Origin of the sequence: Flavobacterium cauense R2A-7 (genome assembly GCF_000498475.1) — a bacterium.
Lineage (GTDB): Bacteria > Bacteroidota > Bacteroidia > Flavobacteriales > Flavobacteriaceae > Flavobacterium > Flavobacterium cauense.
The window spans coordinates 93,221-118,553 of the sequence record NZ_AVBI01000019.1 but is presented as its reverse complement, the minus strand read 5'-3'; the positions used below and the strand labels follow the sequence as shown (position 1 = coordinate 118,553).

Annotated in this window: 23 protein-coding genes; 7 read left to right on the top strand and 16 right to left on the bottom strand. The window is 36.7% G+C overall.

All coding sequences use genetic code 11. The annotated features are described in order from the left end of the window. Nucleotides 1-29: 29 nt before the first annotated feature. Nucleotides 30-2,201: an endonuclease MutS2 gene (locus FCR2A7T_RS10535; RefSeq protein ID WP_023571273.1), complete on the top strand. Its 2,172-nt coding sequence runs from the start codon at nt 30-32 to the stop codon at nt 2,199-2,201. A 1-nt stretch (nt 2,202) separates the two neighbouring features. After that, entirely contained in the window at nt 2,203-2,616 is a 414-nt protein-coding gene (locus tag FCR2A7T_RS10530; RefSeq protein ID WP_023571272.1) for a thiol-disulfide oxidoreductase DCC family protein, read from the top strand. A 50-nt stretch (nt 2,617-2,666) separates the two neighbouring features. Here FCR2A7T_RS10530 and FCR2A7T_RS10525 read toward each other — a convergent pair whose 3' ends face one another. Further along, entirely contained in the window at nt 2,667-3,617 is a 951-nt protein-coding gene (locus FCR2A7T_RS10525) for a T9SS-dependent choice-of-anchor J family protein (RefSeq protein ID WP_023571271.1), read from the bottom strand. Between the two features lie 54 nt (nt 3,618-3,671). Further along, complete coding sequence (aroC, locus tag FCR2A7T_RS10520; protein WP_023571270.1) at nt 3,672-4,736, bottom strand: chorismate synthase; 1,065 nt, start codon at nt 4,734-4,736, stop codon at nt 3,672-3,674. 140 nt (nt 4,737-4,876) lie between these two features. On the opposite strand from aroC, the gene FCR2A7T_RS10515 reads away from it, so the two are divergent. From FCR2A7T_RS10515 to FCR2A7T_RS10505, 3 genes are all read left to right on the top strand, one after another. Then, nucleotides 4,877-5,713 (top strand): UDP-2,3-diacylglucosamine diphosphatase, encoded by an 837-nt coding sequence (locus FCR2A7T_RS10515; protein WP_023571269.1) that lies wholly within the window; start codon nt 4,877-4,879, stop codon nt 5,711-5,713. 51 nt (nt 5,714-5,764) lie between these two features. Then, nucleotides 5,765-6,571, top strand: coding sequence for a hypothetical protein (locus tag FCR2A7T_RS10510; protein WP_023571268.1), 807 nt, complete (start codon nt 5,765-5,767; stop codon nt 6,569-6,571). Nucleotides 6,572-6,678: 107 nt separating this feature from the next. Beyond that, on the top strand, nt 6,679-7,200 hold the full coding sequence (locus tag FCR2A7T_RS10505) for a hypothetical protein (protein WP_023571267.1): 522 nt from the start codon (nt 6,679-6,681) through the stop codon (nt 7,198-7,200). 32 nt (nt 7,201-7,232) lie between these two features. Here the strand turns inward: FCR2A7T_RS10505 and bshA are convergent, their stop codons facing one another. The 10 genes from bshA to FCR2A7T_RS10455 all read right to left on the bottom strand — a co-directional run bounded on the left by bshA (nt 7,233) and on the right by FCR2A7T_RS10455 (nt 18,738). Continuing rightward, entirely contained in the window at nt 7,233-8,366 is a 1,134-nt protein-coding gene (gene bshA / locus FCR2A7T_RS10500; RefSeq protein WP_023571266.1) for an N-acetyl-alpha-D-glucosaminyl L-malate synthase BshA, read from the bottom strand. 67 nt (nt 8,367-8,433) lie between these two features. Next, entirely contained in the window at nt 8,434-8,904 is a 471-nt protein-coding gene (locus FCR2A7T_RS10495; RefSeq protein ID WP_023571265.1) for a DUF1801 domain-containing protein, read from the bottom strand. Between the two features lie 24 nt (nt 8,905-8,928). Beyond that, entirely contained in the window at nt 8,929-11,835 is a 2,907-nt protein-coding gene (locus tag FCR2A7T_RS10490) for a glycoside hydrolase family 3 N-terminal domain-containing protein (protein ID WP_023571264.1), read from the bottom strand. A gap of 48 nt (nt 11,836-11,883) precedes the next feature. After that, a complete protein-coding gene (locus tag FCR2A7T_RS10485; protein ID WP_023571263.1) occupies nt 11,884-12,366 on the bottom strand; it encodes a hypothetical protein in 483 nt (160 codons plus the stop codon). A gap of 141 nt (nt 12,367-12,507) precedes the next feature. Continuing rightward, on the bottom strand, nt 12,508-13,122 hold the full coding sequence (locus tag FCR2A7T_RS10480; protein ID WP_023571262.1) for a hypothetical protein: 615 nt from the start codon (nt 13,120-13,122) through the stop codon (nt 12,508-12,510). Between the two features lie 190 nt (nt 13,123-13,312). Next, nucleotides 13,313-14,104, bottom strand: a complete 792-nt coding sequence (locus tag FCR2A7T_RS10475; RefSeq protein ID WP_023571261.1) for a (Fe-S)-binding protein — start codon at nt 14,102-14,104, stop codon at nt 13,313-13,315. Between the two features lie 65 nt (nt 14,105-14,169). Continuing rightward, nucleotides 14,170-15,498, bottom strand: coding sequence for a (Fe-S)-binding protein (locus FCR2A7T_RS10470; protein WP_023571260.1), 1,329 nt, complete (start codon nt 15,496-15,498; stop codon nt 14,170-14,172). A 19-nt stretch (nt 15,499-15,517) separates the two neighbouring features. Next, on the bottom strand, nt 15,518-16,471 hold the full coding sequence (locus FCR2A7T_RS10465; protein WP_023571259.1) for an MlaD family protein: 954 nt from the start codon (nt 16,469-16,471) through the stop codon (nt 15,518-15,520). A gap of 54 nt (nt 16,472-16,525) precedes the next feature. After that, nucleotides 16,526-17,650, bottom strand: coding sequence for an N-acetylmuramoyl-L-alanine amidase family protein (locus tag FCR2A7T_RS10460; protein WP_240471519.1), 1,125 nt, complete (start codon nt 17,648-17,650; stop codon nt 16,526-16,528). Between the two features lie 17 nt (nt 17,651-17,667). Beyond that, a complete protein-coding gene (locus tag FCR2A7T_RS10455; protein ID WP_023571257.1) occupies nt 17,668-18,738 on the bottom strand; it encodes an N-acetylmuramoyl-L-alanine amidase family protein in 1,071 nt (356 codons plus the stop codon). Nucleotides 18,739-18,809: 71 nt separating this feature from the next. Here FCR2A7T_RS10455 and FCR2A7T_RS10450 point away from each other — a divergent pair, with 71 nt between their 5' ends. Further along, complete coding sequence (locus tag FCR2A7T_RS10450) at nt 18,810-21,530, top strand: putative LPS assembly protein LptD (protein WP_023571256.1); 2,721 nt, start codon at nt 18,810-18,812, stop codon at nt 21,528-21,530. A gap of 42 nt (nt 21,531-21,572) precedes the next feature. Further along, nucleotides 21,573-21,953 (top strand): RidA family protein, encoded by a 381-nt coding sequence (locus FCR2A7T_RS10445; protein WP_023571255.1) that lies wholly within the window; start codon nt 21,573-21,575, stop codon nt 21,951-21,953. Here FCR2A7T_RS10445 and FCR2A7T_RS10440 read toward each other — a convergent pair. The 4 genes from FCR2A7T_RS10440 to pfkA form a co-directional block, all read right to left on the bottom strand. After that, nucleotides 21,934-22,308, bottom strand: a complete 375-nt coding sequence (locus tag FCR2A7T_RS10440; protein WP_023571254.1) for a methylglyoxal synthase — start codon at nt 22,306-22,308, stop codon at nt 21,934-21,936. The genes FCR2A7T_RS10445 and FCR2A7T_RS10440 overlap by 20 nt on opposite strands. 2 nt (nt 22,309-22,310) lie before the next feature. Next, complete coding sequence (locus FCR2A7T_RS10435; protein ID WP_023571253.1) at nt 22,311-23,162, bottom strand: BadF/BadG/BcrA/BcrD ATPase family protein; 852 nt, start codon at nt 23,160-23,162, stop codon at nt 22,311-22,313. Nucleotides 23,163-23,220: 58 nt separating this feature from the next. Further along, nucleotides 23,221-24,222 carry a type I glyceraldehyde-3-phosphate dehydrogenase gene (gap, locus tag FCR2A7T_RS10430; protein ID WP_023571252.1) on the bottom strand — a complete coding sequence of 334 codons (1,002 nt, stop codon included), beginning with the start codon at nt 24,220-24,222 and terminating at the stop codon, nt 23,221-23,223. Between the two features lie 66 nt (nt 24,223-24,288). Further along, the gene (pfkA, locus tag FCR2A7T_RS10425; protein ID WP_023571251.1) at nt 24,289-25,275 is read right to left on the bottom strand and encodes a 6-phosphofructokinase; all 987 of its coding nucleotides are present in this window, start codon (nt 25,273-25,275) and stop codon (nt 24,289-24,291) included. Nucleotides 25,276-25,333: the final 58 nt, after the last annotated feature.

The window sequence follows — 25,333 nt, the reverse complement described above, 5'->3', positions numbered from 1 at the left end:
TTGTAACTTTGATGCTTTGATACTTTAAAATGATTTCAATCACTACCAAAACATTACAGGATTTAGAATTTACTACGGTTTTAGAAACCATTGCCACGCTTTGTAATACCGAAATCGGGAAGCAAAAAGCTATGGAAATAAAGCCTTTCAGCAATAAAGAAACCCTGATGGATGCTTTGCAGCAAACATCGGAATATGTTTCTTCCTATTCCAACAACAACGCAATTCCGAACCATTATTTCGACGAAATTACCAACGAACTGAAATTTCTGGCTATAGAAGATAGTTTTCTGGAAGTGGGTAGTTTCCGAAAAATTGCAACGCTGTCGGAAACCACAAATAATTTATTGGTTTTTCTTAAAAAATTTGAAGATTATTATCCGAAACTAAGCGCAAAAGCATCGGAAGTTGAATTGACAAAATTCATCATTCAAAAAATTGATGAAGTTGTTGACAAATATGGTGAAATTAAAGACAATGCTTCACCGGCACTGGTCGACATCCGAAAAAGCATGAATCTGGTTCGCGGAAAAATCAATCAAAGCTTCGGTATGGCTTTATCGAGCTACAACAGTTTGGGGTATCTGGATGATATTCGTGAAACCATCGTAGACAATCGTCGTGTTTTGGCCGTATTGGCCATGTACCGCCGAAAAGTGAAAGGAACTATTCTTGGAAATTCCAAAACAGGTAGCATCACCTATATCGAACCGGAAGCTACCATGCGTTATTCCCGAGAGCTGGGCAATCTGGAATATGAAGAAAAAGAAGAAATCATCCGGATATTAAAACAATTGACCAATGTAATTCGTCCATATCTGGAACTTCTGAAACAATATCAGGAATTTTTAAGTGATATTGACGTGATTACCGGAAAAGCGCGTTATGCCAATAAAATAAACGGAATTTTACCGCACATTACAGAAGAAAAACGATTATTTTTCCGTGATGCCTTTCACCCAATTCTGCTTTTAAGCAATAAGGCGAAGAATCAAACTACTTATCCGCAAACCATAGAACTTAAGAACGACAGTCGGATTATTGTCATTTCCGGTCCGAATGCCGGCGGAAAAAGTATCACGTTGAAAACTATAGGTTTATTGCAATTAATGCTTCAAAGCGGTATGCTGATTCCGGTACACGAACGAAGCGAAACGTTTTTGTTCGACAGGATTCTGACGGATATCGGAGACAATCAATCTATTGAAAATCACTTAAGTACTTATAGTTACCGATTAAAAAACATGAACTACTTTTTGAAAAAATGCAATTCAAAAACATTGTTCCTGATTGATGAATTCGGTACCGGTTCTGATCCCGAATTGGGTGGCGCTCTTGCAGAGGTTTTTCTGGAGGAATTCTATGAACGGGAAGCTTTCGGAATCATCACCACTCATTATACCAATCTGAAAATATTGGCTAACGAATTGCCTTGTGCCATTAATGCCAACATGCTTTTCGATGAAAAATCGCTTGAACCTATGTACAAACTGAATTTAGGTCAGGCCGGAAGTTCGTTTACGTTTGAAGTTGCACAGAAAAACGGTATTCCGTTTGGGTTAATTAACCGCGCCAAAAAGAAAATTGAAGGCGATAAAGTGCGTTTTGACAAAACGATTGCGAATCTTCAGAAAGAGCGTTCCAAAATGGAAAAAACATCGCAAAATCTGAAAGAAGAAGAAATCAGAGCACGTGAAGAAAGTAAAAAAATGGAAAGTATCAACACTAAAATCCAACAGAAACTGGAGAGTTATCAGGAATTGTATGATGCCAACCAACGATTGATTTACATGGGGCAAAAAGTGGATGATATTTCTGAAAAGTATTTCAACAACAAGAATAAAAAAGACCTGATTGGCGAATTCTTAAAAATGGTGGAAATCGAAAATTCGAAGCGAAAGAAAGTCACCGCTAAAGAGAAAAAAACAAAAGAAGTTGTTGAAAAACAAATTATTGAAGAAGTCAAAGAAAAAGTAGAAGAAATCCGCAAGGAAAAGAAAGAGAAAAAAGTTAAAGCGCAGAAAGAAGAAGCCAATAAACCTAAAATTCCTTTAAAAGTAGGCGATCGTGTGAGGATGATTGACGGAAAAGCTGTGGGAAGCATCGATGCCATTGAAAAGAACAAAGCAACGGTGAATTATGGCATTTTTACTTCAAAAGTAGCGTTGGACAGTTTGGAATTAGTAGAAAGAATGAAATAACATGAATTTACCTGAAAATAAAAAAATAATCTTGTTTGACGGAGTTTGCAATCTTTGTGATGCGACCGTTCAGGAACTTATCAGAAAAGATAAAAATGATGTTTTTCGTTTTGCAGCCTTACAATCGCAAACGGGGAAAGAAATAGTAAATTACATCGGAATTGACACTTCAAAAACAGACAGTATTATTTTATATGAACCGGGGAAAGCCTATCATATTAAAGCAGAAGCTGCGATTGAAATTGCAAAAAACATTGGCGGGATATATTTTTTATTAGGTGTTTTTTCAGTTTTTCCAAATTGGATGAAAAATTCGGTTTATGATTTTGTTGCCCGAAACCGCTACAAGTGGTATGGAAAAAAAGAAAGCTGTATGATGCCTACTCCGGAATTAAAAGCTAAATTTTTAGAATAAAAAAGCCCTGAAATTTCAGGGCTTTTTTGATATCATTATAACGAATCGAATTAACTTTTAACGATTTTTTTGGTAGCAACACCCTCATTAGTATCAATACTCATAAAATAAACACCTGCGTTTAGTTCTGAAACATTAACCTGAGTTTCGGTAACTCCATTAAAATTCAATGACTTAACAGTTCTTCCATTGATATCCATAATAGCAACTTTATTAATTTGAATATTTCCGGTGTTGGAAACATTTACAATATTATTTGCTGGATTTGGATAAACTGAAAATTTAGAACTAACAAAATCATCCGTTGATAACGTTGTTGCAGTTACTTTAAAATCATCAATCATTAACATATATCGGTCAGGTGAAACACAACGAATACCAATTCTGATTGTTTGCCCGTTATAAGCATTCAATGATTGTATACGTTCTGTCCAAGTAGTATAACTTGAAGCCTGAATATAAGGTAATGTTGAAATAATGGTAAAATCTGAAGTTTGGGTTGGTGTACCGCTTCCCACATAAACTCCGATACTGAAACGTTCAGTTCCGTAACAATCGGATAGTGCTTTGTACCAAACACTTAATTGTGTTCCAGTTGCTCCAACCAAACTGATAGGAGGACTTATCATCCAGTCATTATTTGCTGTGGCAGTCTGACCGTTTGATGAAGGTACTCCTGCCCAACAAGCGGCAAATTTAGCACCGGTTCTGGGAGTAAAATTAATATTTTCAGTAGTATTACAGTCACCCGTACCATTGGAAACCAAAGCAGTTGTCGGATTAAAAATCTGAAAAGCTTGAGGAGCTCCAGCATTAGCCCATGTTGGGGTATCTGTTCCACCGGTGTAAGTATTTAGCAAGTCAAGATCCAAACTTTGCCATTGTCCGTAACCAGTAATTAAAAAATCATTGTAAGTATCAAAACTGTCTTCAAAAACGGTTATTTGGGAAAAACCCAAAGTTGAAACGAACAATGCAGATAAGAGTAAAATTTTTTTCATAAATTTAATTTTTAGTAATTACCTTATAAATTTAGAAAAAAAATTTAGTATTCTCTATTTTTTAACGTTATTTAATAATAAATAAAAATCTGCAATAACTAAAGCTGCCATAGCCTCAACAATCGGAACAGCTCTCGGAACCACGCAAGGATCGTGTCTTCCTTTACCTTGCAACTCAACTATATTTCCTAGATTATCAAGAACCTCCTGCTTTTGTATTAATGTCGCAACCGGTTTAAAAGCCACTCTGAAGTAAATGTCCATTCCGTTTGAGATACCGCCTTGTATACCACCGGAAAGATTCGACTTTGTAGTTCCGTCCGGATTATACAAATCATTGTGGTCACTTCCTTTCATTTTAGCACCACAAAATCCGCTGCCGTATTCAAATCCTTTAACGGCATTAATAGAAAGCATTGCCTTGCCTAATTCGGCATGAAGTTTATCAAAAACCGGTTCTCCCAGTCCAATGGGAACATTTTGAATTACACAGGTAATCGTTCCTCCAACCGTATCGCCTTCTTTACGAATTTGCCTGATATATTCTTCCATTTTGGCAGCCGAAGCAGCATCAGGACAACGTACAGGATTACTTTCCGTTAATGAAAAATCCAAATCCTGATAAGGTTTATCAATAAATATTTCACCTACCGAAGACACAAAGGCATTAATTTTAATATCTGGAATTACCTGTTTGGCAATGGCTCCGGCTACTACTCTGCTGGCGGTCTCACGGGCAGAACTTCTGCCACCGCCTCGATAATCCCTTATTCCGTATTTTTTTTCATAAACATAATCCGCATGACTGGGACGATAGGTGTCTTTTATATCGGAATAATCATCTGATTTCTGATTGGTATTCGGAATTACAAAACCTATTGGTGTACCGGTTGTTTTACCTTCAAAAATACCTGAAAGAAACTGTACTTCATCTTCCTCTTTTCTTTGAGTTACAATAGCAGATTGACCCGGTTTTCGTCGTTGCATTTCATTGCGGATTGCATCAAAATCCAAATCAATTCCCGGAGGACAACCGTCTATAATTCCGCCAAGTGCTTCACCGTGCGATTCTCCGAAAGTCATTACTTTAAAAAGTCTGCCAAAGGTATTTCCAGCCATTATGTATTGTTTTTAACAAAAATAAGTTTTTTTCAGGAGGCTTTTAAAATCAATTTCGTTTTTCTTCTATTAATAAGTGTGTTATTTAATTTACAAATAACATTCAATTCACAATCGACCCGTTATTTTGAAATAAAATCATGTACTCGAAAAAAAGAGCGGTAGAAATTGTTGTCCTTTCTGATGTTCATCTCGGAACATACGGCTGTCATGCTGTTGAATTATTGGATTACTTAAAAACCATTAAACCTAAAATTCTGATTCTTAATGGTGATATTATTGATATTTGGCAATTCAGAAAATCTTATTTTCCCAAATCACATTTAAAAATTATTAAAAAGATTTTGGATTTTACCTCCAAAGGAACGAAGGTATATTACTTGACCGGAAATCATGATGAGATGCTTCGTAAATTCAGTGATACCAAAATGGGAAATTTCGAAATCCTTGACAAATTGGTTTTGGAACTGGACGGTAAAAAAGCCTGGTTTTTTCATGGAGACATTTTCGACAATTCGGTGCATCATGCTAAATGGATTGCAAAACTGGGCGGTATCGGGTACGATTATCTCATCTTATTAAACCGTTTTATCAATTGGTGTCTTGTAAAAGTAGGAAAAGAACCCTACTCGCTTTCCAAAAAAGTTAAAGCCAGCGTGAAAAAAGCCGTAAAATTTATTTCTGATTTTGAAACAACTACTGCCGATTTGGCCATAGACAATCAATACGACTTTGTGGTTTGCGGACACATTCACGAACCAAAAATTGAAGAACGAAAAAACAAAAAAGGAGTTACAACCTATATGAATTCGGGAGACTGGATTGAAAATTTAACAGCATTGGAATACAACAAAAAAAGATGGAAACTCTATCAATATGAAAAACGCGTTTTGATTGACGACGAAAAAGAATACTTCGAATTTGAAGAAAAACTATGTGAACAGTTAATGATATCAAATATTTTAACAAAAAAATAAAGATAATTTCATTTTTAGTATATTAGCGGAGCTAATTAACCATTAAAAAAAATGAAGAAAAAATTCTACCTACTAACTGCTGTTTTCAGTGTTTTTTTAATTTCCTGTTCTTCCGATGATTCCAGTGGAGGAGACAATACAAATCAGGGAACTAATTTCACAATCCCCTTAACCAATGGAAAATACTGGACTTATGATGTTTCAGGACAAGCAGGAACAACAAGGGATTCATTGTATATTTCCGGAGATTCACTTATCAGCGGAATCACTTATAAAAGATTCGAAGTGAAAAATAATATCGCTACAGGATTTTATTCTTCTTCTTTGCGAAACAATGGCGTAAGAGAATTAGACGATAAATTACTGCTTACTGGAGATTTGTCGCTTGCTTCAGGACAACAATTACCAATAAATCTCGACGTTTCACTTGTTGATTTTATTATCTTCAAAAAAAATGCAACTTTAGACGAGGTTTTATCGACTAAAACCGGGACAATCCAACAAACCGTACAAGGTTACCCGCTTACCATAAATTACACCTTAAAATCAAAAGGAGGAGAAAGTATTCCAAATTACACCTCTCCAAATGGTGATGCCTATACTAATGTAAAAACCGCAAAAATTCTTTTGAATGCTTCCATAACGACGGTTCAGGATATTGGTGGGTTTCCGGTGACGATCACTATTTTATCCAACCAACAAATTCTTGCCTCTACGCAGTATATTGCCAATAACATTGGTGTTGTATATACAAATACAGTTACATCTTATACCATAAATCAAACAATTGCGGACCAATTCGGAGTTCCTGCATCGGATACACAGACGCAGGAAGAATTTTTAGACACATACAATTAATCCGAAAAAACAGCGTTTCTTTCATATTGCAAAATGTTAAAGTTTTTAAAACTCAAATAAAACTTTAGAATATATAAGTTTAACTTTGTTAAAATAAAAATCAAAATATGAGGAAATTAATTTTATCAGCTGTTGTGCTAATCGGATTAGCATTCAGCGCTCAGGCACAAGACAAGAAAAACGCGATTGGTTTACGTTTAGGAGATAATGATGGCTTTGGAGGTGAAGTTTCCTACCAAAGATGGCTTTCTCAAAAAAACCGTCTCGAATTTGATTTAGGCTGGAGAGATACCAAACATTATGATGCGGCCAAATTAATCGGTATTTATCAATGGGTATGGAACATCGATAATGGTTTCAAATGGTATGCAGGTCCAGGTGTAGGTGTAGGAACCTGGAGAGGTGATGTTTATAAATACAACAATGGTAACGGAAATTATTATTATGCCAGTGATAATGGCGCTTTCCTTATTGCCACTGGTGATATTGGTATCGAATACAACTTTGATATTCCGCTTCAGATTTCATTAGACTTCCGCCCGGAAATTTACATCAGTTCAGATTATAACCACTTGAGAGACGACAGTTTCGGACCCGATTTCGGTTTGAGTGTCAGATATAAATTCTAATAAAAAAAGTCCCGATTTGATCGGGACTTTTTTTATTTAAACTTTTCTATGGCACGTTTGTAGAGGTTTTCATATAACGGCATGATTTTTAAAATATCGAATTCTGCCGCTAATGCAAGTGCGTTTTTCTTAAATTTCAGCAATTCAGTGTTGTCAGACAAAATAGATATTGCATTTTTGGCCATATCGTCAACATCACCCACGTCGCTTAAATAACCGGAATACCCTTGTTTATTTACTTCCGGAAGTCCGCCCGAATTACTTGAAATAACCGGAACTCCGCAAGCCATAGCTTCTAAAGCGGCCAATCCGAAACTCTCGGTTTCCGAAGGCAATAAAAACAAATCGGAATAGTTTAAAATTTTATCAATCTCATTACTGTTTCCGAAGAAAATCACTTTATCATTAATTTGCAAATCCGTACACATTCTTTCGGCAATTTCACGTTCAGGCCCTTCGCCTACCATCATTAATTTGGACGGAATCTGTTTCTGGATTTCATTAAATATCTTAATCACATCCGGAATGCGTTTCACTTTTCTGAAATTACTGATGTGTGTGATGATTTTTTGATCCTGTGTTGCCATCAGCGAACGATGACAACTGGAATTTTCATCAATCTTATTCTTATCGATTTCAATAAAATTCGGAATCACTTCGATTTCCTTTTTAATATCGAACAAACGATAGGTTTCATCTTTCAGACTTTGTGAAACCGAAGTAACATAATCAGATTTATTGATACTGAAACTCACCGCCGGTTTATAAAAAGGATGATTACCTACTAAAGTGATATCTGTTCCATGAAGCGTCGTAATCATCGGGATTTTGATGCCTTCACTTTTAAGCATCTGCTTAGCCATATAGCCCGCGTAAGCATGTGGAATTGCATAATGCACGTGTAAAACTTCAATTTTATGAAGCTTAACCATATCGACCAATTTACTGGACAAGGCTAATTCATAAGGCTGATAATGGAACAGCGGATATTCGGGAACGTGTACTTCGTGATAATGAATATTCGGATTTAAAAGTGCCAATCGAACCGGCTGACTATAGGTTATAAAATGAACTTCATGGCCTCTTCGGGCAAGCTCTAATCCTAATTCAGTCGCCACAACACCACTACCTCCAAAGGTTGGGTAACATACAATTGCAATCTTCATTTTTTCGTTTTAGGTGGTCACTAATTTAAAGCAAAAAAGTAAGGCAAACCCTTACTTTTAGATAATATTAACGTTGTTTGGAATTCGAATTTAAAACGGACTCATAATTGGAAATCCACTCCTCAACTGTCATTTTTTGGAACAACTCTGCCAGCAATTCATACGGAATCTGATCCATCTTTTTGAAACGAATACAGCTCTTTCCCATATCCAATTTCGTTTTCACATGTTTAGGGTATTCTGCTGTAAACCAATCCAACAGTTTTTTGTCCATATACATTCCCATATGATACACCGCAATAAAGTTTTTCTGTGAAGCGATGCTCAAAAAAGGCAAAGGCAACTTGGGATCACAATGATAGCCATTCGGATAAGTGGAATGTGGCACGACGTAGCACAACATTCCATATCCCATAGTTTCCTGAAATCCGGCCGGTAAATTAGCTGATGTTATTTTACGTAATTTTTCCATTGCCGATTTTCGGTCTTCCGGTAATGACGCAATATATTCCTGAGGTGTTTTTACTGTTGACTGCATATCTTTTTATCCTAAAATAATGAATTATTTCATTATGGCTTCATAAATTACTTTCTGAATATCTTCTCTTATATTTTCTTTAGATAACTTATTAACGGTTGCATCCGGGAAAGTTCTGTTGGATAAAAACACATACACCAAATCTTCCTGAGGATCAGCCCAAGCAATGGTTCCCGTAAATCCGGTATGACCGAAACTTGTCATGGAAGCACAACCACACGTTGGTCCTTCTCCGCTCAATTGTGGTTTGTCAAAGCCCATGCCGCGACGGTTTCCAACATTGCAATAAGCACAAGTATTAAACAATTCGAAGGTTTTATCCGTAAAATATTCTTTATCTCCATAATGTCCTTTTTGAAGGTACATCTGCATCATTTTGGCAACATCCATCGCATTGGAAAACAAACCGGCATGACCGCCTACTCCATCCTGCATCGCGGCTGCCATATCATGAACGTAACCCTGAACTTTAGTATATCGGAAATAATTGTCTTTTTCAGTTGGCGGAATAACACTCATATCCATTTTTCGCAACGGATTGTAGGTCATCGTACTCATTCCCATAGGCTTATAGAAATTATTATAACTGATAAAATCCAACGGTCGGTGCAATGTTTTTTCCAAATATTCTTTAAGAATTATGAATGTAAAATCGCTGTATTTGTATTGTTTTTTTGGAAGCAGTTTACTGTCGGCAATACGTTTCATAATCGTATCATTGTAATCTTTTCTGAGGAACAGATTTTCTGAAACCTGCAATGGGAATTCAGCCGAATACGTTTTTCTGTAATATTTTTTAGAAGGATGTTTCGTGCTGTCTAAAGTCGACTGATAAAACGGAATCCAAGCCTGCAACCCTGCCTGATGTGCCAACAATTCTTTTAAATGAATATCTTTTTTGTCGGTATTTTCAAAAATCGGTAACATATCTCCCAACTTCGTATCCATTTTAATTTTATGCTTATCGTAAAGTTGCATTAAATTTGGTAATGTAGACAGAATTTTGGTTAAGGAAGCTACATCGTATACATCCTGATTGGTAACCTTAGTATCTTTATTGTATTCATGATATCCGAACGATTTCTGATAAAACACTTTTCCTTTGCGCGCCACGAGAATCTGCATTCCGGGTGTCATTTTTCCATCGATGGCTTTTTGGGCCAGTGCATCAATTTTAGCTAAAATCTTCGGGTTCATCCCAGCACTCTGTGGTGTTGAAAAGGATAAGATATTGTTGATTTTAACTGTTTTTAATCCATCATCCACTTTGAAAAACTTATTAATGGAAACCGGAATTTTCCCTTTAGCAGCAACACTTCCGAAAATGATTTCACCGGCAACCGTTTGTGCAATATCGTTGTTTTGATAAGCCAAAACCACGTTTTTAATGTTTCCGAAATACTGAATTGGCAATAAAGTGTATGGTTTGGCAAAAACACTTAAAACCACATTGTTATGTCGGGAAATCGAATCTAAAAGCACCAATTCCTTGGTTTCGAAATTGTGTTTTTTCCAGGCACCATCGGCTTTATGAAAACCAACAATAACTTTGGAGTAGCTTTTTAGTTTTTCCAACATCAGATGAATGCTGTCCAAATCAATTTCAGTTACAGGCGCATAAGTTCGTAATGTGTTTAAAAAAGTCTGATTCTTGTCGTCGCCCAATTTCACATATGCGATTTTTTCATTTTGAATGTCTTTTATCGGAAAATGATCTTCTTCTTTTTTCAAAACCGTAACCGCACTTTCATACAACTGATAGTTCAGATCTTCATATTCCGGAGCATTCAGATCTTCGTATAAATTATTTAAATCGATTGGCTTGTAATTTGCCAATCCGGCTTTGAATTTATAGCGTAAAATCTTTTTAACCGAATGCTCCAAACGGGCATCGGTAAACAAAGTATCGTTGTAAGCCTGACAGAATTTTTCAACGGCAACCGGAACATTTTCGGCAAAAAGCAAAATATCGTTTCCGGCTAAAAAAGCTTCCAAGTCAATATCTCCGGGTTGTTTGAAATTACTGGCACCCTTCATATTCAGGGCATCGGTAAAAATCAACCCTTCAAAACCCAATTCTTTTTGCAGAATATTGGTCACCACATTATACGAAATCGATGTTGGATACCCTTCTCTCGGTTCGACACTCGGCACATTTAAATGCGCCACCATTACGCTGGCCAAACCTTCATGAAATAGTTTTTTATAGGGATAAAATTCCACCTCATTCAAACGTTCTTTCGAAAAATTCACGAATGGCAATGTATGATGGGAATCTGTTGACGTATCGCCATGCCCGGGAAAATGCTTTCCGGTGGCAAAAACGCCTTCACTTTGAATTCCTTTCATTAAAGCCAACGCTCTTTCGGTAACATTGCCTTTATCTTCACCGAAAGAACGGTTCCCGATAATAGGATTCGTTGGATTGGTATTGATATCCAAAACCGGCGCAAAATTGAACTGAAGTCCCATTCTTTTGGTTTGCTTCGCCATTTGTTTTCCCATTTTTTCAATGAGTTTCATATCCTGCACGGCGCCCAAAGTCATATTCCATGGGTAACGGTAGGTAGAATCCAAGCGCATGCTCAAACCCCATTCGGCATCAATACCCACAAATAAAGGTATTTTGGATTTGGCTTGATATTTATTGGTTAATTTGGCTTGTCGAACCGGTCCGCCCTGAAAAAAGATAACGCCTCCAATTTTATACTCCTCAACCAATTTTTCAATCGATTTTACATGTTCGGCATCCTTATTTGAGTAGGCTGCTACCATAAAAAGCTGTCCTACTTTTTCTTCAAAAGTAAGCTGATTGTAAATACTGTCTACCCAAATTTTCTCTCTTTCCAAAGAATGGTTGATGAAAAACTTTTCATTTTGGGCAAAAGCAAACTGGCTTATAAATAAAATTGTAAAAAGGAAATATCTCATTTAAAAATACTTGGAAATTATCAAATTCGGATTAGTTGAATTCAAATTTTAGAAAAATCGGTTGTGCCAACTTTCCTTAGCTGGAACCTCCCAAAAATCCTGCCATTCTCCAATCGTATTCACTAAATTATTGAAAACAACGGTATTTTCGGAAACGGCTTTCTCTTTCGCCATTTTTTTGAAGTCAATAAGTGTTTTATAAGCAATGTGTTCTCCCAGTTTGAAGGTAACATTCATTTTATCCAGCAAATCCACTTCGTATTTTTTCTCCAGACTTTGGATAAAAGACACAGAAGCATCAATTGAACAGCCCGATGCCGGTTGCAAAGTCTGATCAATGGCTAAAATTATGAATCGGTTGTATTTTGTAACAAATGAAGCGTGAAGTCCGGCACCGTGAGCCGACCATTCTTCAATAAAATTTTTCATTGAGGTTTCTATCTCGGCTAATTCTTCATCAGAAAATTTTCTGTTGGACTGGTAAATCCAAATTCTGGATTCTTCGGGGAGTGTATCAAATTCTACGTACATATTTTTATAATATAATTCACAAAAATAACCTTTTAGATTCAGATAACGTAAATCTTAAAAATATTTTAGCATAAACGAAAAAAACCATCACATTTAAAAATGTAATGGTTTTTTGCCACAATATAACTAACCCCTTATTTTTTAATCCCTAATAGCAATAACAATCCATTTTGAAGCGGAACCGTCATAAACTAATTCCACCGTACCGATTCCGGAAGTAGATGTTGAAGCCCCAATCGTATCAATATTATTTGGTGCTATTGACGATAGCATATGGTCCATTTTCATATTAACCGCAGAAGAATTATATAAAATAATGTGTCGACCGTTGGTACCTCCCGTTATCCCTTTAATGGAGAAATTTTGAGTTGAACCGTATAATCTGAACACAACCACTCCGGCATTAACCCCGTTTAACTGTAAATCCAAATTATCAAAAGTAAAGTTTGAAACTGGTGTGAGCATTTTAACGGCAGCTACTTTATAAATCGAATTATCGCCGTCTGCAGCACTCAATTCGTTATTAACTAGCGACAAATTTCTTCCTACTTTTACATCTGAAACAATCCCCGAATCACAAGTGCCTGTTAATTTGGTAGTTGTTGTAGTGTTATTTGTATCCGTAATCCTCATTGTACCCTGAACATGCAAAGTTGATAACGGATTTGTAGTACCAATTCCAACTTGGGCATACCCCATTTGGAAAAACAGTAATGTAGCCACACATACTGTTTTAAGTGCGTAATTTTTTTTCATGACCCCTTGTTTTTAATTGTATAGCCAAATTACTTTTTCAACAATAAACAATTAAAATAATCCGTTTAAAAGTCATAAAATTTGATAAAAAACATCAGAATCGACAAAAAAACAAATAATATCGACAAAAAAATTAATAAAAAAGCCTGTAAATGAATTACAGGCTTTCTTCTTTCTGATTTAAAAAATCTTATAAGTCTTGTGCGTTGGCAATTAGTTCGGCAACATCCATAACCTTAACGGAACCTTCTTTTTCCTTGAATTTTATTCCGTCCGTTAGCATGGTGTTGCAGAAAGGACAACCCGCTGCTATAATATCCGGTTGCGTTTCCAAAGCATCTTCAGTTCGTTCAACATTTATGTCTTTGTTTCCTTTTTCAGGTTCTTTAAACATCTGAGCGCCACCTGCACCACAACACAATCCGTTTTTCTTGGAACGTTTCATTTCCACTAATTCGGCATCCAATTTCGTTATTAAATCACGGGGTGCTTCATAAACATTGTTAGCACGTCCCAAGTAGCAAGGATCGTGGAAGGTGATTTTTTTGCCTTTATACTGACCTCCTTCAATTGTTAACTTACCCTCATCCAATAAGGATTTCAGGAATTCGGTATGATGAACCACTTCATATTTCCCACCCAATTCCGGGTATTCATTTTTGATGGTATTGAAGCAATGCGGACAAGCCGTAACGATTTTTTTAATTTCGTATGCGTTCATCACTTCAATATTTGTCATGGCCTGCATTTGAAATAAAAACTCATTTCCGGCACGTTTAGCAGGATCTCCGGTACAACTTTCTTCGGTACCTAAAACCGCAAACGAAACATTGGCGTGATTTAAAAGTTTTACGAATGCTTTCGTGATTTTTTTTGCTCTATCATCAAAACTACCTGAACAACCAACCCAAAATAACACATCCGGTTGTTTTCCCTGTGCCATCATTTCGGCCATTGTAGGTACAATTAAATTTGCTGACATATCTTTTTATATTAATTGCAAAATAGCATAATAACTAAGTTGCATTGTTTTTAATTTGATTCTTATTAAGCTTCGTCTTTCCAGTTTAAACGGTCCATTTGGTTGTATTGCCAAGGTGCGCCGTTGTTTTCGATGTTGGTCATCATGTTGTTCAATTCGGTTGGCGCAGCACTTTGCTCCATTACCAAATAACGTCTCATATCCATAATAATGGAAAGCGGACTGATATTTACCGGACATTCTTCCACACAAGCGTTACATGAAGTACACGCCCAAAGTTCTTCAGGAGTAATATAATCGTTCAGCAATGATTTATTATCGGGAACAAAAACACCTTTATTGGCATCGATATTCTTACCAACTTCTTCCAAACGATCACGGGTATCCATCATGATTTTACGAGGAGATAATTTCTTACCGGTTTGATTCGCCGGACACGAAGAAGTACAACGACCACATTCCGTACAGGTATAAGCATTCAATAGTTGAACCCAATTCAAATCCTGTACATCACTGGCACCGAATTTAGCCGGAGTAGCATCAGCATCCGGAGCTGGAGCCGCAAACGGATCAGCATTCGGATCCATCATTAATTTCACTTCATTGGTAACCGATTCTAAGTTATCAAATTGTCCCTGAGGTTTCAGGTTTGCAAAATAAGTGTTTGGAAATGCCAATAAAATATGCAAGTGTTTTGAATAGTATAAATAATTTAAGAAAACTAAAATTCCGCAGATGTGTACCCACCAAGCGCTTTTTTCAATTAAATGCACTAAACTTTCAGATGTTCCGTTGAAAATTGGAGCAATAAACTGAGATACAGGAAAAGCTCCTGCACTTTCATAACCCGGAGCACCAATGGTTTGTAGGTGTAAATCGGCAGCGTTCATTAAAAGGAATAACGACATCAAAACCACTTCGAAATACAAAATATAATTGGCGTCACTTTTTGGCCAACCTGTTAAGTCATTGTGAATGAAACGTTTTAGTTTGATAATATTTCTTCTTGTCCAAAACGTAATAACAGCCACGAGAACCAATAAGGCCAATATTTCAAAAGATCCGATAAGGAAATCGTAAAATCCGCCCATGAAGGAAAAAGCACGGTGAGTACCAAAAAGACCGTCGATTACAATTTCTAAAACCTCAATATTAATAATCACAAATCCGATGTAAACAAAAATGTGAAGTATTCCCGCTACAGGTCTTCTAACCATTTTGGACTGACCAAGGGCAATCATTGCCATGTTTTTCCAGCGTTCCGAAGGATTGTCAGAACGATCAACATCGTGACCTAATTTAATGTTGCGAATAAGTTTTTTTACGTTTTGAGCAAAATAACCACCTCCTAAAATAAGAAGTATTGCAAATAATATATTGTCTAAATAACTCATAGGGTTGGTTTAAATAGTTCTATTTTTTTGGTTCTTCTTTTGGTGCGGTGTAAGGTTTCTCTTTTTTTCCGAAAAGGGAAACATTTACGTAACGGGTTGGGTGCAAACGTAAATCCTGTAACAACAATTCAATTTCTTTTGAAGCTTTAGTAAGGTTGTTATACATGGCATCATCTTTCAGTAGTTTGCCCATGGTTCCTTTACCGGATTCCATATCGGCCATTATTTTATTGACATTAGCCAATGTTTTTTCCAGATTTTCAACAGTTTCCCCTAATTTGGCTTTTTCCAGATCTTCAGAAATCTTAACAAAATTACCGGTTGTTTTATCCAGATTGGTTACAACAGAACCTAGTTTATCCTTGTTATCGGCTACAACTTTATCCAGATTGCCTGAAACAGAACTGAAATTCGTCATTGTCGTATTTAACTCGGCTATGGTTTTCTTTAGGTTTGATTTTGTGTTGGCATCCAGAATATCGTTCAAATTCATCAATAAAGCATCGGCATTAGCCAAAACCTTATCTAACTTTTCCTGAATGGGTGCTAAGTTTTTCTCCAAAGAAGCGGTTAATCCCAATATTACTTTCGGTTGCAGATAATCACCGGATTTTGCATAATTGGTATCTTCAAAATTTGGATTGATGGCGATTTGTTTTCCACCAATAAATCCAGGCTCGTAAATACTTGCCGTACTGGACTTAGCTACAGGAACATCGTTATCCATCTGAATTTCAACCAATAACTTTCCTGTTTTTTCGTCGATTGTAATAGTATTGACCTTCCCTACCGTCAAACCGTTAATAGTTACGGCTGCCGAGGGAGTCAAGCCTTCTACATTATCATATACAACATAGAATTTTCTTGTGGTATCGAATAAATTTTTTCCTTTTAAAAAGCTATACCCCCAAAAAAACAATAAGATGGAGCCAATAACTAAAATTGCGGTTTTTACTTCTCTGGTAATTTTCAAAATCAATATATTTTAAAACAAAATTAAGACAAAATAGTTTAGAATGGATTTATATTATCGTAAAGCCTCCTGAATGGATAGCTTTTGTCCATTCTTATATGCTGCGATAAATGCGGAAGTGTATCCTTTTTCCTTTGCTTCTTCCAATAGTTTTTTAGCTTCAGCATATTTATTGGTGTTTCCGTAGAAATATTTAATGATTTTCCCGTCATCTTCCGTGGAAATACTGTTCAAACCGTTAAAATTACTCGGGATGAGCTCCATTTTCTTGGCACTTGCTGAAATCTGAATCTTAAACACCACTCCTTTTTCATTATCGTTTTTAACTTCTTTAATTTTTGGAGAATCTACTTTTTGAATGACTTCTTTTTCAGGCGTTTGTTTTCTTTCAACCGGCACATATTCTTCGGTGCCCGGAACGAAATATTCTTTTTTATAATCCAAAATGGCTTTTGCTATGGCTTGGGCAATTTGTTCCTGACCTTCATCTGAACTTAAAAAAGCACCTTCTTCTTTATTAGAAACGAATCCCATTTCTATCAATACTCGGGGCATATAGATTTTTCTTAATACCAGAAATCCAGCCTGCTTTACACCGCGGCTTTTTCGGCCTAAACCGTCTTCAAAACCTTCCTGAATTCCTGCAGCAAGTTCGATACTCTGATCCAGATATTCTTCTTGAATTACCGTCATCCCGATAACCGATTCAGGAGAATTCGGATCGTAACCGTCGTACTTGATTTTATAATCCTTCTCCATCGTTACTACTTCATTCTCTTTCTTTGCCACCTCTAAGTTGGAAGCATTTCGGGTAACCCCCATAACATAGGTTTCTGTTCCACTGGCTACTTGATTTTTATTGGCATTACAGTGAATGGAAACAAAGATGTCCGCTTTGGATTTGTTGGCAATATCCGCACGTTCGTCTAACGGAATGAAAACATCGGTTTTTCGGGTATAAATTACCTGAGAACCTGGATCGGCTTCAAGAATTTTACCGACTTTCAAAACAACATTTAAAGCGTTGTTTTTTTCTACGTATCCATGATAGGTTGCTCCAAAATCGTTTCCACCGTGTCCGGCATCAAGAACTACTCTGAATTTTGCGTTATTTTGGCTGTAACTTAATCCTGTGTAAAGAAATAAGCTAAGTAAAGTGATTCTAAAAAAATTAGTCATTTTCATACTCCTGTTAATTATTTACTTTCATTGTCTGAAACAATGTAAGCAGATGCATATCCTTTATTTTTTGCTTCGTTTAATAGCTTTTCGCATTCCGAATTGGTATCTGCACTTCCGTAAAAATACTTGTAATAACCATTTTCAAAAGACCTGCTTATATTTTTCAATCCTTTAAAATTAGACGGTATCGTATCCAATTTCTTTTTACTGGAAGCGATTTGAACTTTATATGTTTTTTTATTGTCTGCCGATTTCGTTTTTACCGTTTGAACCACTTTACTATTTTCGATACTTTCCGAGTGATTGGCTGCTTCCGAAACTGCAAAATAATCTTCTTTAAATTTTAAAATAGATTCTGCAATGGCTTTGGCCAATTCGTTTTTTCCTTTATCAGAACCTAAATATTGTGCCTCGTTTTTGTTTGAAATAAATCCAAGCTCAATTAAAACTCCCGGCATATAGGTCGCATCCAAAACCCATAACGGCTGTTGGTGTACACCTTTGTTTTTTCTGTTCAGTTTATTTCCGAATTTATATTGAATCGTACTGGCAAAATCTATACTGGATTTTAGTGACTCTTCCTGTAATATTTTCAAACCGATTAATGTTTCGGGCTTGTTCGGATCAAAACCTTTGTAATTCTTTTTATAATTCGTTTCCTGAAAAATAACGGAATTCTCTGTTTTTGCAATTTCTAAATTTGTATCTGCTCTTGACAATCCCATCACCAAAGTAAGCGACCCATACGGTTTGGAAGAGGTTGATGAATTACAATGCACCGAAACAAACAAATTTGCTTTCGCTTTATTAGCTCTGTCTGCACGCTCCCGTAATTCTACAAATACATCCGTTTTTCTGGAATAAACAATTTCTATATCGTTATTATCTTCTAAAATTTCACCTATTTTTAATACTACATCCAGTGCGACTTCCTTTTCTTTTAAACCATTCTTTATTGCCCCGAAATCTTTTCCGCCATGTCCCGCATCTAAAACCACCTTAAATTTCGGTTTTGACTGGCACAACAGAAAATTAGGTAAAAACAGCGCAAAAATGAATAAATATAATTTAACTTTATCAGGCATATATCTGCTTAAAAACGGCAATGGTTATAATTTTATTAAATACTTACTTTTGACAAAAAATATATGTAAGTTTGACCCGTCAAAAATTGAGCCACATTTTTACAAAAATAGTATTAAAAGCGTTGCATACAAACTTATTTCATATCGTTTTATTATCAATTTTCCTAACACTTGGAAATTTTGAACTTCAAGCACAGGAAAATCCTTCCAAAACAATTCCCATACCTGCTGTAAAACAGAAAGATAGCTTAAACATAGGTCTTAAAGAGGTTTTAAAACCCGTAGATTCCGTTAAGAATGATTCAATTAAAAAAAAGAAATCTGTTCTTGAGGGAATTGTGAAGCGTAAAGCGGTTGATTATGAAAAAATCGATCAGAAAAAGAAAGAGCTTACGCTTTACAATGAAGCCGAATTGACGTATAAAGACATCGAATTGAAAGCTGGAATCATCATTTTCAACTATGAAAAAGACGAAGTGTATGCCGGTAGAATCAAAGACAGCGTTGGAAATTACACACAAAACCCGGTTTTTAAACAAGGTGACAATGTAATTGAACCGGATTCTATTCGCTTCAATACAAAAACAAAAAAAGCCTTAGTCTGGAATTCAAGAACCCAACAGGGCGAATTCAGAGTCAAGGCCGAAATCAGTAAAAGAGAAAATGATTCGGTCTATTTTATGCGAAATGCACGATTTACCACTTCCGAAAATATTGACGATCCCGAATATTATTTCCTGGCCCGAAAAATTAAATTTGTTCCCAAGAAAAAAGTTGTTACCGGTTTTACAAATATGGTAATTGCTGACGTTCCGACACCATTAGGACTGCCATTTGCCTATTTCCCGATGAGTGAGAAATCGGTTTCCGGATTCATTATTCCAACTTTTGGTGACACACAGCAACGAGGGTATTATCTTCAAAACGGAGGGTATTATTTTGCCCTAAGTGATTATTATGATTTGGCGGTTTTGGGAGATTATTACACCAACGGAAGTTATGCTCTTCGATTTGAAAGCAGCTATGCTCAACGGTATAATTTCAGCGGACGAATTAATTTACGTTTTGAAAATCAGATTTTCAGTGAAAGAGGTTTCCCTGATTACTCAAAATCAAGACAATACAATATACAGTGGTCGCACAGTCAGGACACAAAAGCAAGTCCGAATTCAAGATTTTCCGCTTCGGTAAATTTAGGGAGTAGTCAGTATTTCCGACAATCGTTTAATCAAACCAACATTGGATCGTCTTTAAACAACAACCTGAGTTCGTCTATTTCGTATTCAAAAACGTTCCAGACGGTTCCGCAAGTAAATTTTTCATTAACCGCAACGCATTCACAAAACACCAATACCGAACAGATTGACATGACATTGCCAACCTTACAGGCAAGTGTTGACAGGATTTTCCCTTTTGCGCCGAAAAACGGAATCAAAAAAGGCTTTATAAAAAACATCAATTTCCAATACAATCTAAGAGGAGAAAACAGAATTCGAACTACCGATTCACTGTTCTTTAAATCGGAAATGTTCCGCGATGCCAAAAACGGATTACAACACACCATTCCAATCAGTACAAATTTCAAACTTTTCAAGTATTTCAGTGTTTCGACCAGCACCTCTTACAATGAAGTTTGGTATTTTAAAACCATTAAAAAAGAATACAGTTCTTTAACCAACAAAGTCGAGACCATAGATAACAATGGTTTTGATGCTTTCAGAACTTATAATTTCGGTGCCAATATCGGAACAACCATTTACGGTACATTTAAATTTGGTGATGATAAGAAAATTCAAGCTATTCGTCATGTAATGCGTCCGTCTGCATCATATGGATACACCCCGAGTTTTGACCGATATTACGAAACGTATGCACTTGATGCTACCGGAACAACCTATGCCGATTATACCCGTTTTGAAAATGGTATTTTTGGTGCGCCTGGTAAAAGTTATTCCAACAATGTAGGGATGTCATTAAGCAACACCTTTGAAGCCAAAGTACGCGATAAAGACGAAACAAAAACAGAACCTAAAAAAGTAATGTTGTTAAACAACTTAAATTTCTCCACAAGTTACAACATTGCTGCCGATTCACTTGCGTGGTCACCAGTAAGGGTTTCGGGAGGGACACAGTTTTTCGACAATAAAATGAATTTGAATTTCGGTGCTACTTTAGATCCTTACGCCATCGACAATTCGGGTAAAAGAATTAATGAATTTAATATCGATAATGGTGGCAGTTTATTTAGAATGACTACCGCAAACGTAACGGTTAATTATGCACTTTCCAGTGCAGATGGAAAAAATAAAAGCAAAACAACGGAGCAAACCATTCAAAACGGTGGTCGTGAAGATGATTTATTTGGCCGTGGGACCGATTTAAGCGATCAGCGACAAAGTCTTTTCAACAAAGACGAAAAAAACGCTGAAAAAGAATCATCTGAATTGTACAGCTTAAAAATTCCCTGGAATCTTACTTTCGCCTATTCGCTTACCTATTCTAACATCAACCGTGAAAATGAAATCGTTGGAAATTCCTTAATGATGTCTGGTAATGTTGATATTACCCCGCGATGGAAAATGGGATTCTCTTCCGGTTATGATATGGTGCGCAAAGGAGTTACTTTCACCCAATTGCGTTTCGAAAGAGATTTGTTGAGTTGGCGTATGAGTTTCAACTGGGTGCCAATTGGAACGTATACCAACTGGGGCTTCTTCATCGGAATCAAATCTTCGGTATTGAGCGATATCAAATGGGAAAAACGAAATCTTCCCGACAGACGTTTGAGATAATTAAGGTAATCAGTATTAAATCTACAGAAAAGAAACCCTAATATGAAAAAAATAATCTTTACAGAAAAAGCACCGGCTCCTATTGGTCCTTACAATCAGGCAGTATTGGTTGGAAACACATTATACACTTCCGGTCAAATTGCCATTAATCCTGCTAACGGAGAATTGGTTTTAGACAATATCGAAGTGGAAACTAAGCAAGTAATGGAGAACATGAAAGCCGTTTTGGAAGCAGCCGATATGACTTTTGAAAACGTTTTTAAAACTACCATTTTTATTAGCAACATGAATGATTTTGCAAAAATCAATGGCGTTTACGGCAGTTATTTTGACGAAAAAACCGCTCCGGCACGCGAAACGGTTCAAGTAGCTTGTTTACCGAAAAATGTTAATGTTGAAATCTCTATGATGGCAACGAAATAGCCTTCAGTAATAATTGCGCCGTAGCCTCATTCGTAGCCAACGGTACATTATGAACATCACACACCCTTATAAGCATGTTAATATCAGGTTCATGAGGGTGTTTTGCTAACGGATCTTTGAAAAACAAAACCATATTACATTTTCCTTCAGCCACACGTGCAGCAATCTGGGCATCACCGCCCAAAGGTCCGGACAATAATTTCATCACTTTAAACCCTGCTTCTTCTGCCCTGCTTCCGGTAGTTCCGGTGGCAATTAAAGATACCGATTCCGATTTCAGAAAAGCACTATGATCTTTAATAAATTCGACTAGCTTGGCTTTCATTCCGTCATGAGCGATTATTGCTATTTCCATAATTATACGTGTACTGAATGATAATGAATTAAACCGTCAATCGGTTTTCTGAAAATGTTTCCGAGTTTTAAACCATTTTTGGTTAAAATCATATCCAATTCCTCTTTCAGATAATAAGCAATAGAGCCGATAAAATGTACTGGGACTTCAGTGCTGTTTTCAAATTGTTTGATGTTTAAATCGACAAAATTCTGCATTTCGTTTAAAACGATTTTCTGAATGAATTCGTGCTCTTTATGCTGAATTAAAAACTTCGCGAAGGTTGCCAAATACGCATTCGGATTCGGAACTTTATACAAATTGTGTTTGATGGCATCGGCATCCAAATCATATTCTTTCTCGAAAATTTCGGCCAATTCCTTTGGCATGGTATTGAAATAATACGATCGAATCAAATGACGCCCGAATTGATTTCCGCTGCAATCATCCATAACCATATAACCCAACGATTGTATTCTCTGATGTAAAACCGTACCGTCAAAATAACTGCAGTTTGAACCTGTTCCCAAAATACAAACAATTGCTTTTTCACCTCTTGGCGTTGTGGCAAAAACTGCGGCATAAGTATCTTCTTTTACTTCTACATGAGCGTTGGAAAAATACTCCTGAAGAATATCTGCCAGGTGATTTTTCATTCTGTCTGTTCCGCATCCTGCGCCATAGAAGTAAAGTTCTTTCACTTCATCTTTATTCTGGGCAATATCGAAACGCTCGTTAATTCTTTCAAGTACTTCTTCTTTGGTTAACACTTCGGGATTTAAACCTAAAGTGCTTACGGTAAACTGTATGTTTCCGTTTTCGTCTAATGCAATCCAATCGGCTTTTGTGGAGCCACTGTCTACTACTAATTTCATGTGTGTTGTTTATAAAAAAATCCCGCTTAAAACGGGATTCAGTAAAAATAACATTTTTTTATAAATTGGCAATATGCACCGATAAATCAATCAGTTTTGAAGAATATCCGTATTCGTTGTCATACCAGGAAACAATCTTGTAAAACGTTGAATTCAAACCGATTCCGGCTTTTGCATCGATGATACTGGTTCTTGAATCGGAAACAAAATCCTGCGAAACCACATCGTCTTCGGTAAAGCCCATGATGCCTTTCATCGAGGTTTCAGATGCGTTTTTAAGCACATTCATGATTTCATCGTAAGAGGTGTGTTTTTTCAGTTTAACCGTCAAATCTACCACAGAAACATCGGCAACAGGCACACGCATAGACATTCCTGTTAGTTTTCCTTCCAAAGCCGGAATTACTTTCGTTACTGCTTTTGCTGCTCCGGTTGCGGCAGGAATGATATTCAACAATGCTGCTCTTCCGCCTCTAAAATCACGTCTTGACGGACCGTCTACAGTTAATTGTGTTGCCGTGGTAGCATGAATCGTAGTCATTAAGCCTTCTACAATTTCGAAATTATCATGCAATACTTTTGCCAGCGGAGCCAAACAGTTTGTGGTACACGAAGCATTGGAAACAATAACATCCGTTGGTTTTACTTTATCGTGGTTCACTCCCATCACAAATGTTGGAGCATCGTTTGACGGTGCAGAAATAACCACTTTCTTTGCGCCACCTTTTATGTGATCGTAGGCGGTTTCTACTGTTGTGAAAATTCCGGTACATTCAGCTACCACATCTACTTCTAATTCATTCCATTTCAGTAGGGCAGGATTTTTCTCGGAGGTTACGCGAATCAGTTTATCATTTACGTACAAATGTCCGTCAATAACTTCCACTTTTCCATCGAAACGACCGTGAACCGAATCATATTTTAACATATAAGCCATATGATTTACATCTAACAAATCATTGATGGCCACTACTTCTACATTGTCTCTTTTAATTGTTTCTCTGAAAACAATTCTACCGATTCTACCGAATCCATTAATTCCTAATTTTACTTTCGTCATAATCTTGTTCATTTTGCCCGGCACGGGCTTTAAATTTCTATCTATTTCTGTTATTATTCTATTCTGTTAAGTTGACATGATATCGGAAACCCGAAGCAATTCCTCATCAATTTTAGATTTGCCTTTAACGGCTTGTTCCAAAGGTGTCAGTTCGATTTTATCGGCAATGAGCCCTACCATATAGTTCGTTTTTCCTTCCAATAACGATTCAACGGCTTTTACGCCCAAACGGGAAGCCAGAACCCTATCAAAACAAGAAGGCGAACCACCACGTTGCATATGACCGAGAACGGATACGCGAACATCGTATTCCGGCATATTTTCTTCGACATAATCTCGGAGTTCGAAAACGTTTTTTCCTATTTTATCGCCTTCGGAAACTACCACAATACTGGAGGATTTCCCGGATGCTTTACTTTTCTTTAGTGATTCCAGCAAGCGGTCCAGACCTAAGTTTTCTTCCGGGATAAGGATTTCTTCTGCCCCTGCTCCAATTCCGGCATTTAAGGCAATATGACCAGCATCGCGCCCCATAACTTCCACGAAAAACAATCGGTTGTGGGAATTGGCCGTATCACGTATTTTGTCGATTACTTCTACTACCGTATTGAGCGCCGTATCGTATCCCAAAGTATACATCGTTCCGAAAATATCGTTGTCAATCGTACCCGGAATTCCCATTACCGGAAACCCGAATTCGCTGTTAAAAACCAATCCGCCGGTAAAACTACCGTCACCTCCAATAATTACCAGAGCATCAATACCAAAATTTTTGAGATGTTCGTAAGCTTTCTTTCTGCCTTCAGGTGTTTTAAACTCCATGGAGCGTGCCGATTTGAGTATCGTTCCGCCTTTGTTTACTATGTTTTTAACGGCTCTTGGGCCCATTTCAATGATGTCGCCTTCAATCATTCCTTCAAAACCCCTATAAATCCCCATGCACTGAATGCTGTGATAGGCACAGGTTCTCACCACAGAACGTATGGCGGCATTCATCCCGGGTGCATCACCACCGGAAGTCAGTACTCCGATCTTTTTAATACTTGCTGACATTCTAAAATTTGTTTTTATTAAATTTAATAAATAAACGCACAAAAGCCTAAAGAACATC

Coding starts and splice junctions, on each gene's coding strand:
- FCR2A7T_RS10460 (WP_240471519.1), bottom strand. CDS start 17,650: ATGACTAATTTTTTTAGAATCACTTTACTTAGCTTATTTCTTTACACA.
- FCR2A7T_RS10480 (WP_023571262.1), bottom strand. CDS start 13,122: ATGAAAAAAAATTACGCACTTAAAACAGTATGTGTGGCTACATTACTG.
- bshA (WP_023571266.1), bottom strand. CDS start 8,366: ATGAAGATTGCAATTGTATGTTACCCAACCTTTGGAGGTAGTGGTGTT.
- gap (WP_023571252.1), bottom strand. CDS start 24,222: ATGACGAAAGTAAAATTAGGAATTAATGGATTCGGTAGAATCGGTAGA.
- FCR2A7T_RS10535 (WP_023571273.1), top strand. CDS start 30: ATGATTTCAATCACTACCAAAACATTACAGGATTTAGAATTTACTACG.
- FCR2A7T_RS10490 (WP_023571264.1), bottom strand. CDS start 11,835: ATGAGATATTTCCTTTTTACAATTTTATTTATAAGCCAGTTTGCTTTT.
- FCR2A7T_RS10445 (WP_023571255.1), top strand. CDS start 21,573: ATGAAAAAAATAATCTTTACAGAAAAAGCACCGGCTCCTATTGGTCCT.
- FCR2A7T_RS10455 (WP_023571257.1), bottom strand. CDS start 18,738: ATGCCTGATAAAGTTAAATTATATTTATTCATTTTTGCGCTGTTTTTA.
- FCR2A7T_RS10440 (WP_023571254.1), bottom strand. CDS start 22,308: ATGGAAATAGCAATAATCGCTCATGACGGAATGAAAGCCAAGCTAGTC.
- FCR2A7T_RS10435 (WP_023571253.1), bottom strand. CDS start 23,162: ATGAAATTAGTAGTAGACAGTGGCTCCACAAAAGCCGATTGGATTGCA.
- FCR2A7T_RS10470 (WP_023571260.1), bottom strand. CDS start 15,498: ATGAGTTATTTAGACAATATATTATTTGCAATACTTCTTATTTTAGGA.
- FCR2A7T_RS10510 (WP_023571268.1), top strand. CDS start 5,765: ATGAAGAAAAAATTCTACCTACTAACTGCTGTTTTCAGTGTTTTTTTA.
- FCR2A7T_RS10515 (WP_023571269.1), top strand. CDS start 4,877: ATGTACTCGAAAAAAAGAGCGGTAGAAATTGTTGTCCTTTCTGATGTT.
- pfkA (WP_023571251.1), bottom strand. CDS start 25,275: ATGTCAGCAAGTATTAAAAAGATCGGAGTACTGACTTCCGGTGGTGAT.
- FCR2A7T_RS10485 (WP_023571263.1), bottom strand. CDS start 12,366: ATGTACGTAGAATTTGATACACTCCCCGAAGAATCCAGAATTTGGATT.
- FCR2A7T_RS10505 (WP_023571267.1), top strand. CDS start 6,679: ATGAGGAAATTAATTTTATCAGCTGTTGTGCTAATCGGATTAGCATTC.
- FCR2A7T_RS10495 (WP_023571265.1), bottom strand. CDS start 8,904: ATGCAGTCAACAGTAAAAACACCTCAGGAATATATTGCGTCATTACCG.
- aroC (WP_023571270.1), bottom strand. CDS start 4,736: ATGGCTGGAAATACCTTTGGCAGACTTTTTAAAGTAATGACTTTCGGA.
- FCR2A7T_RS10530 (WP_023571272.1), top strand. CDS start 2,203: ATGAATTTACCTGAAAATAAAAAAATAATCTTGTTTGACGGAGTTTGC.
- FCR2A7T_RS10475 (WP_023571261.1), bottom strand. CDS start 14,104: ATGTCAGCAAATTTAATTGTACCTACAATGGCCGAAATGATGGCACAG.
- FCR2A7T_RS10525 (WP_023571271.1), bottom strand. CDS start 3,617: ATGAAAAAAATTTTACTCTTATCTGCATTGTTCGTTTCAACTTTGGGT.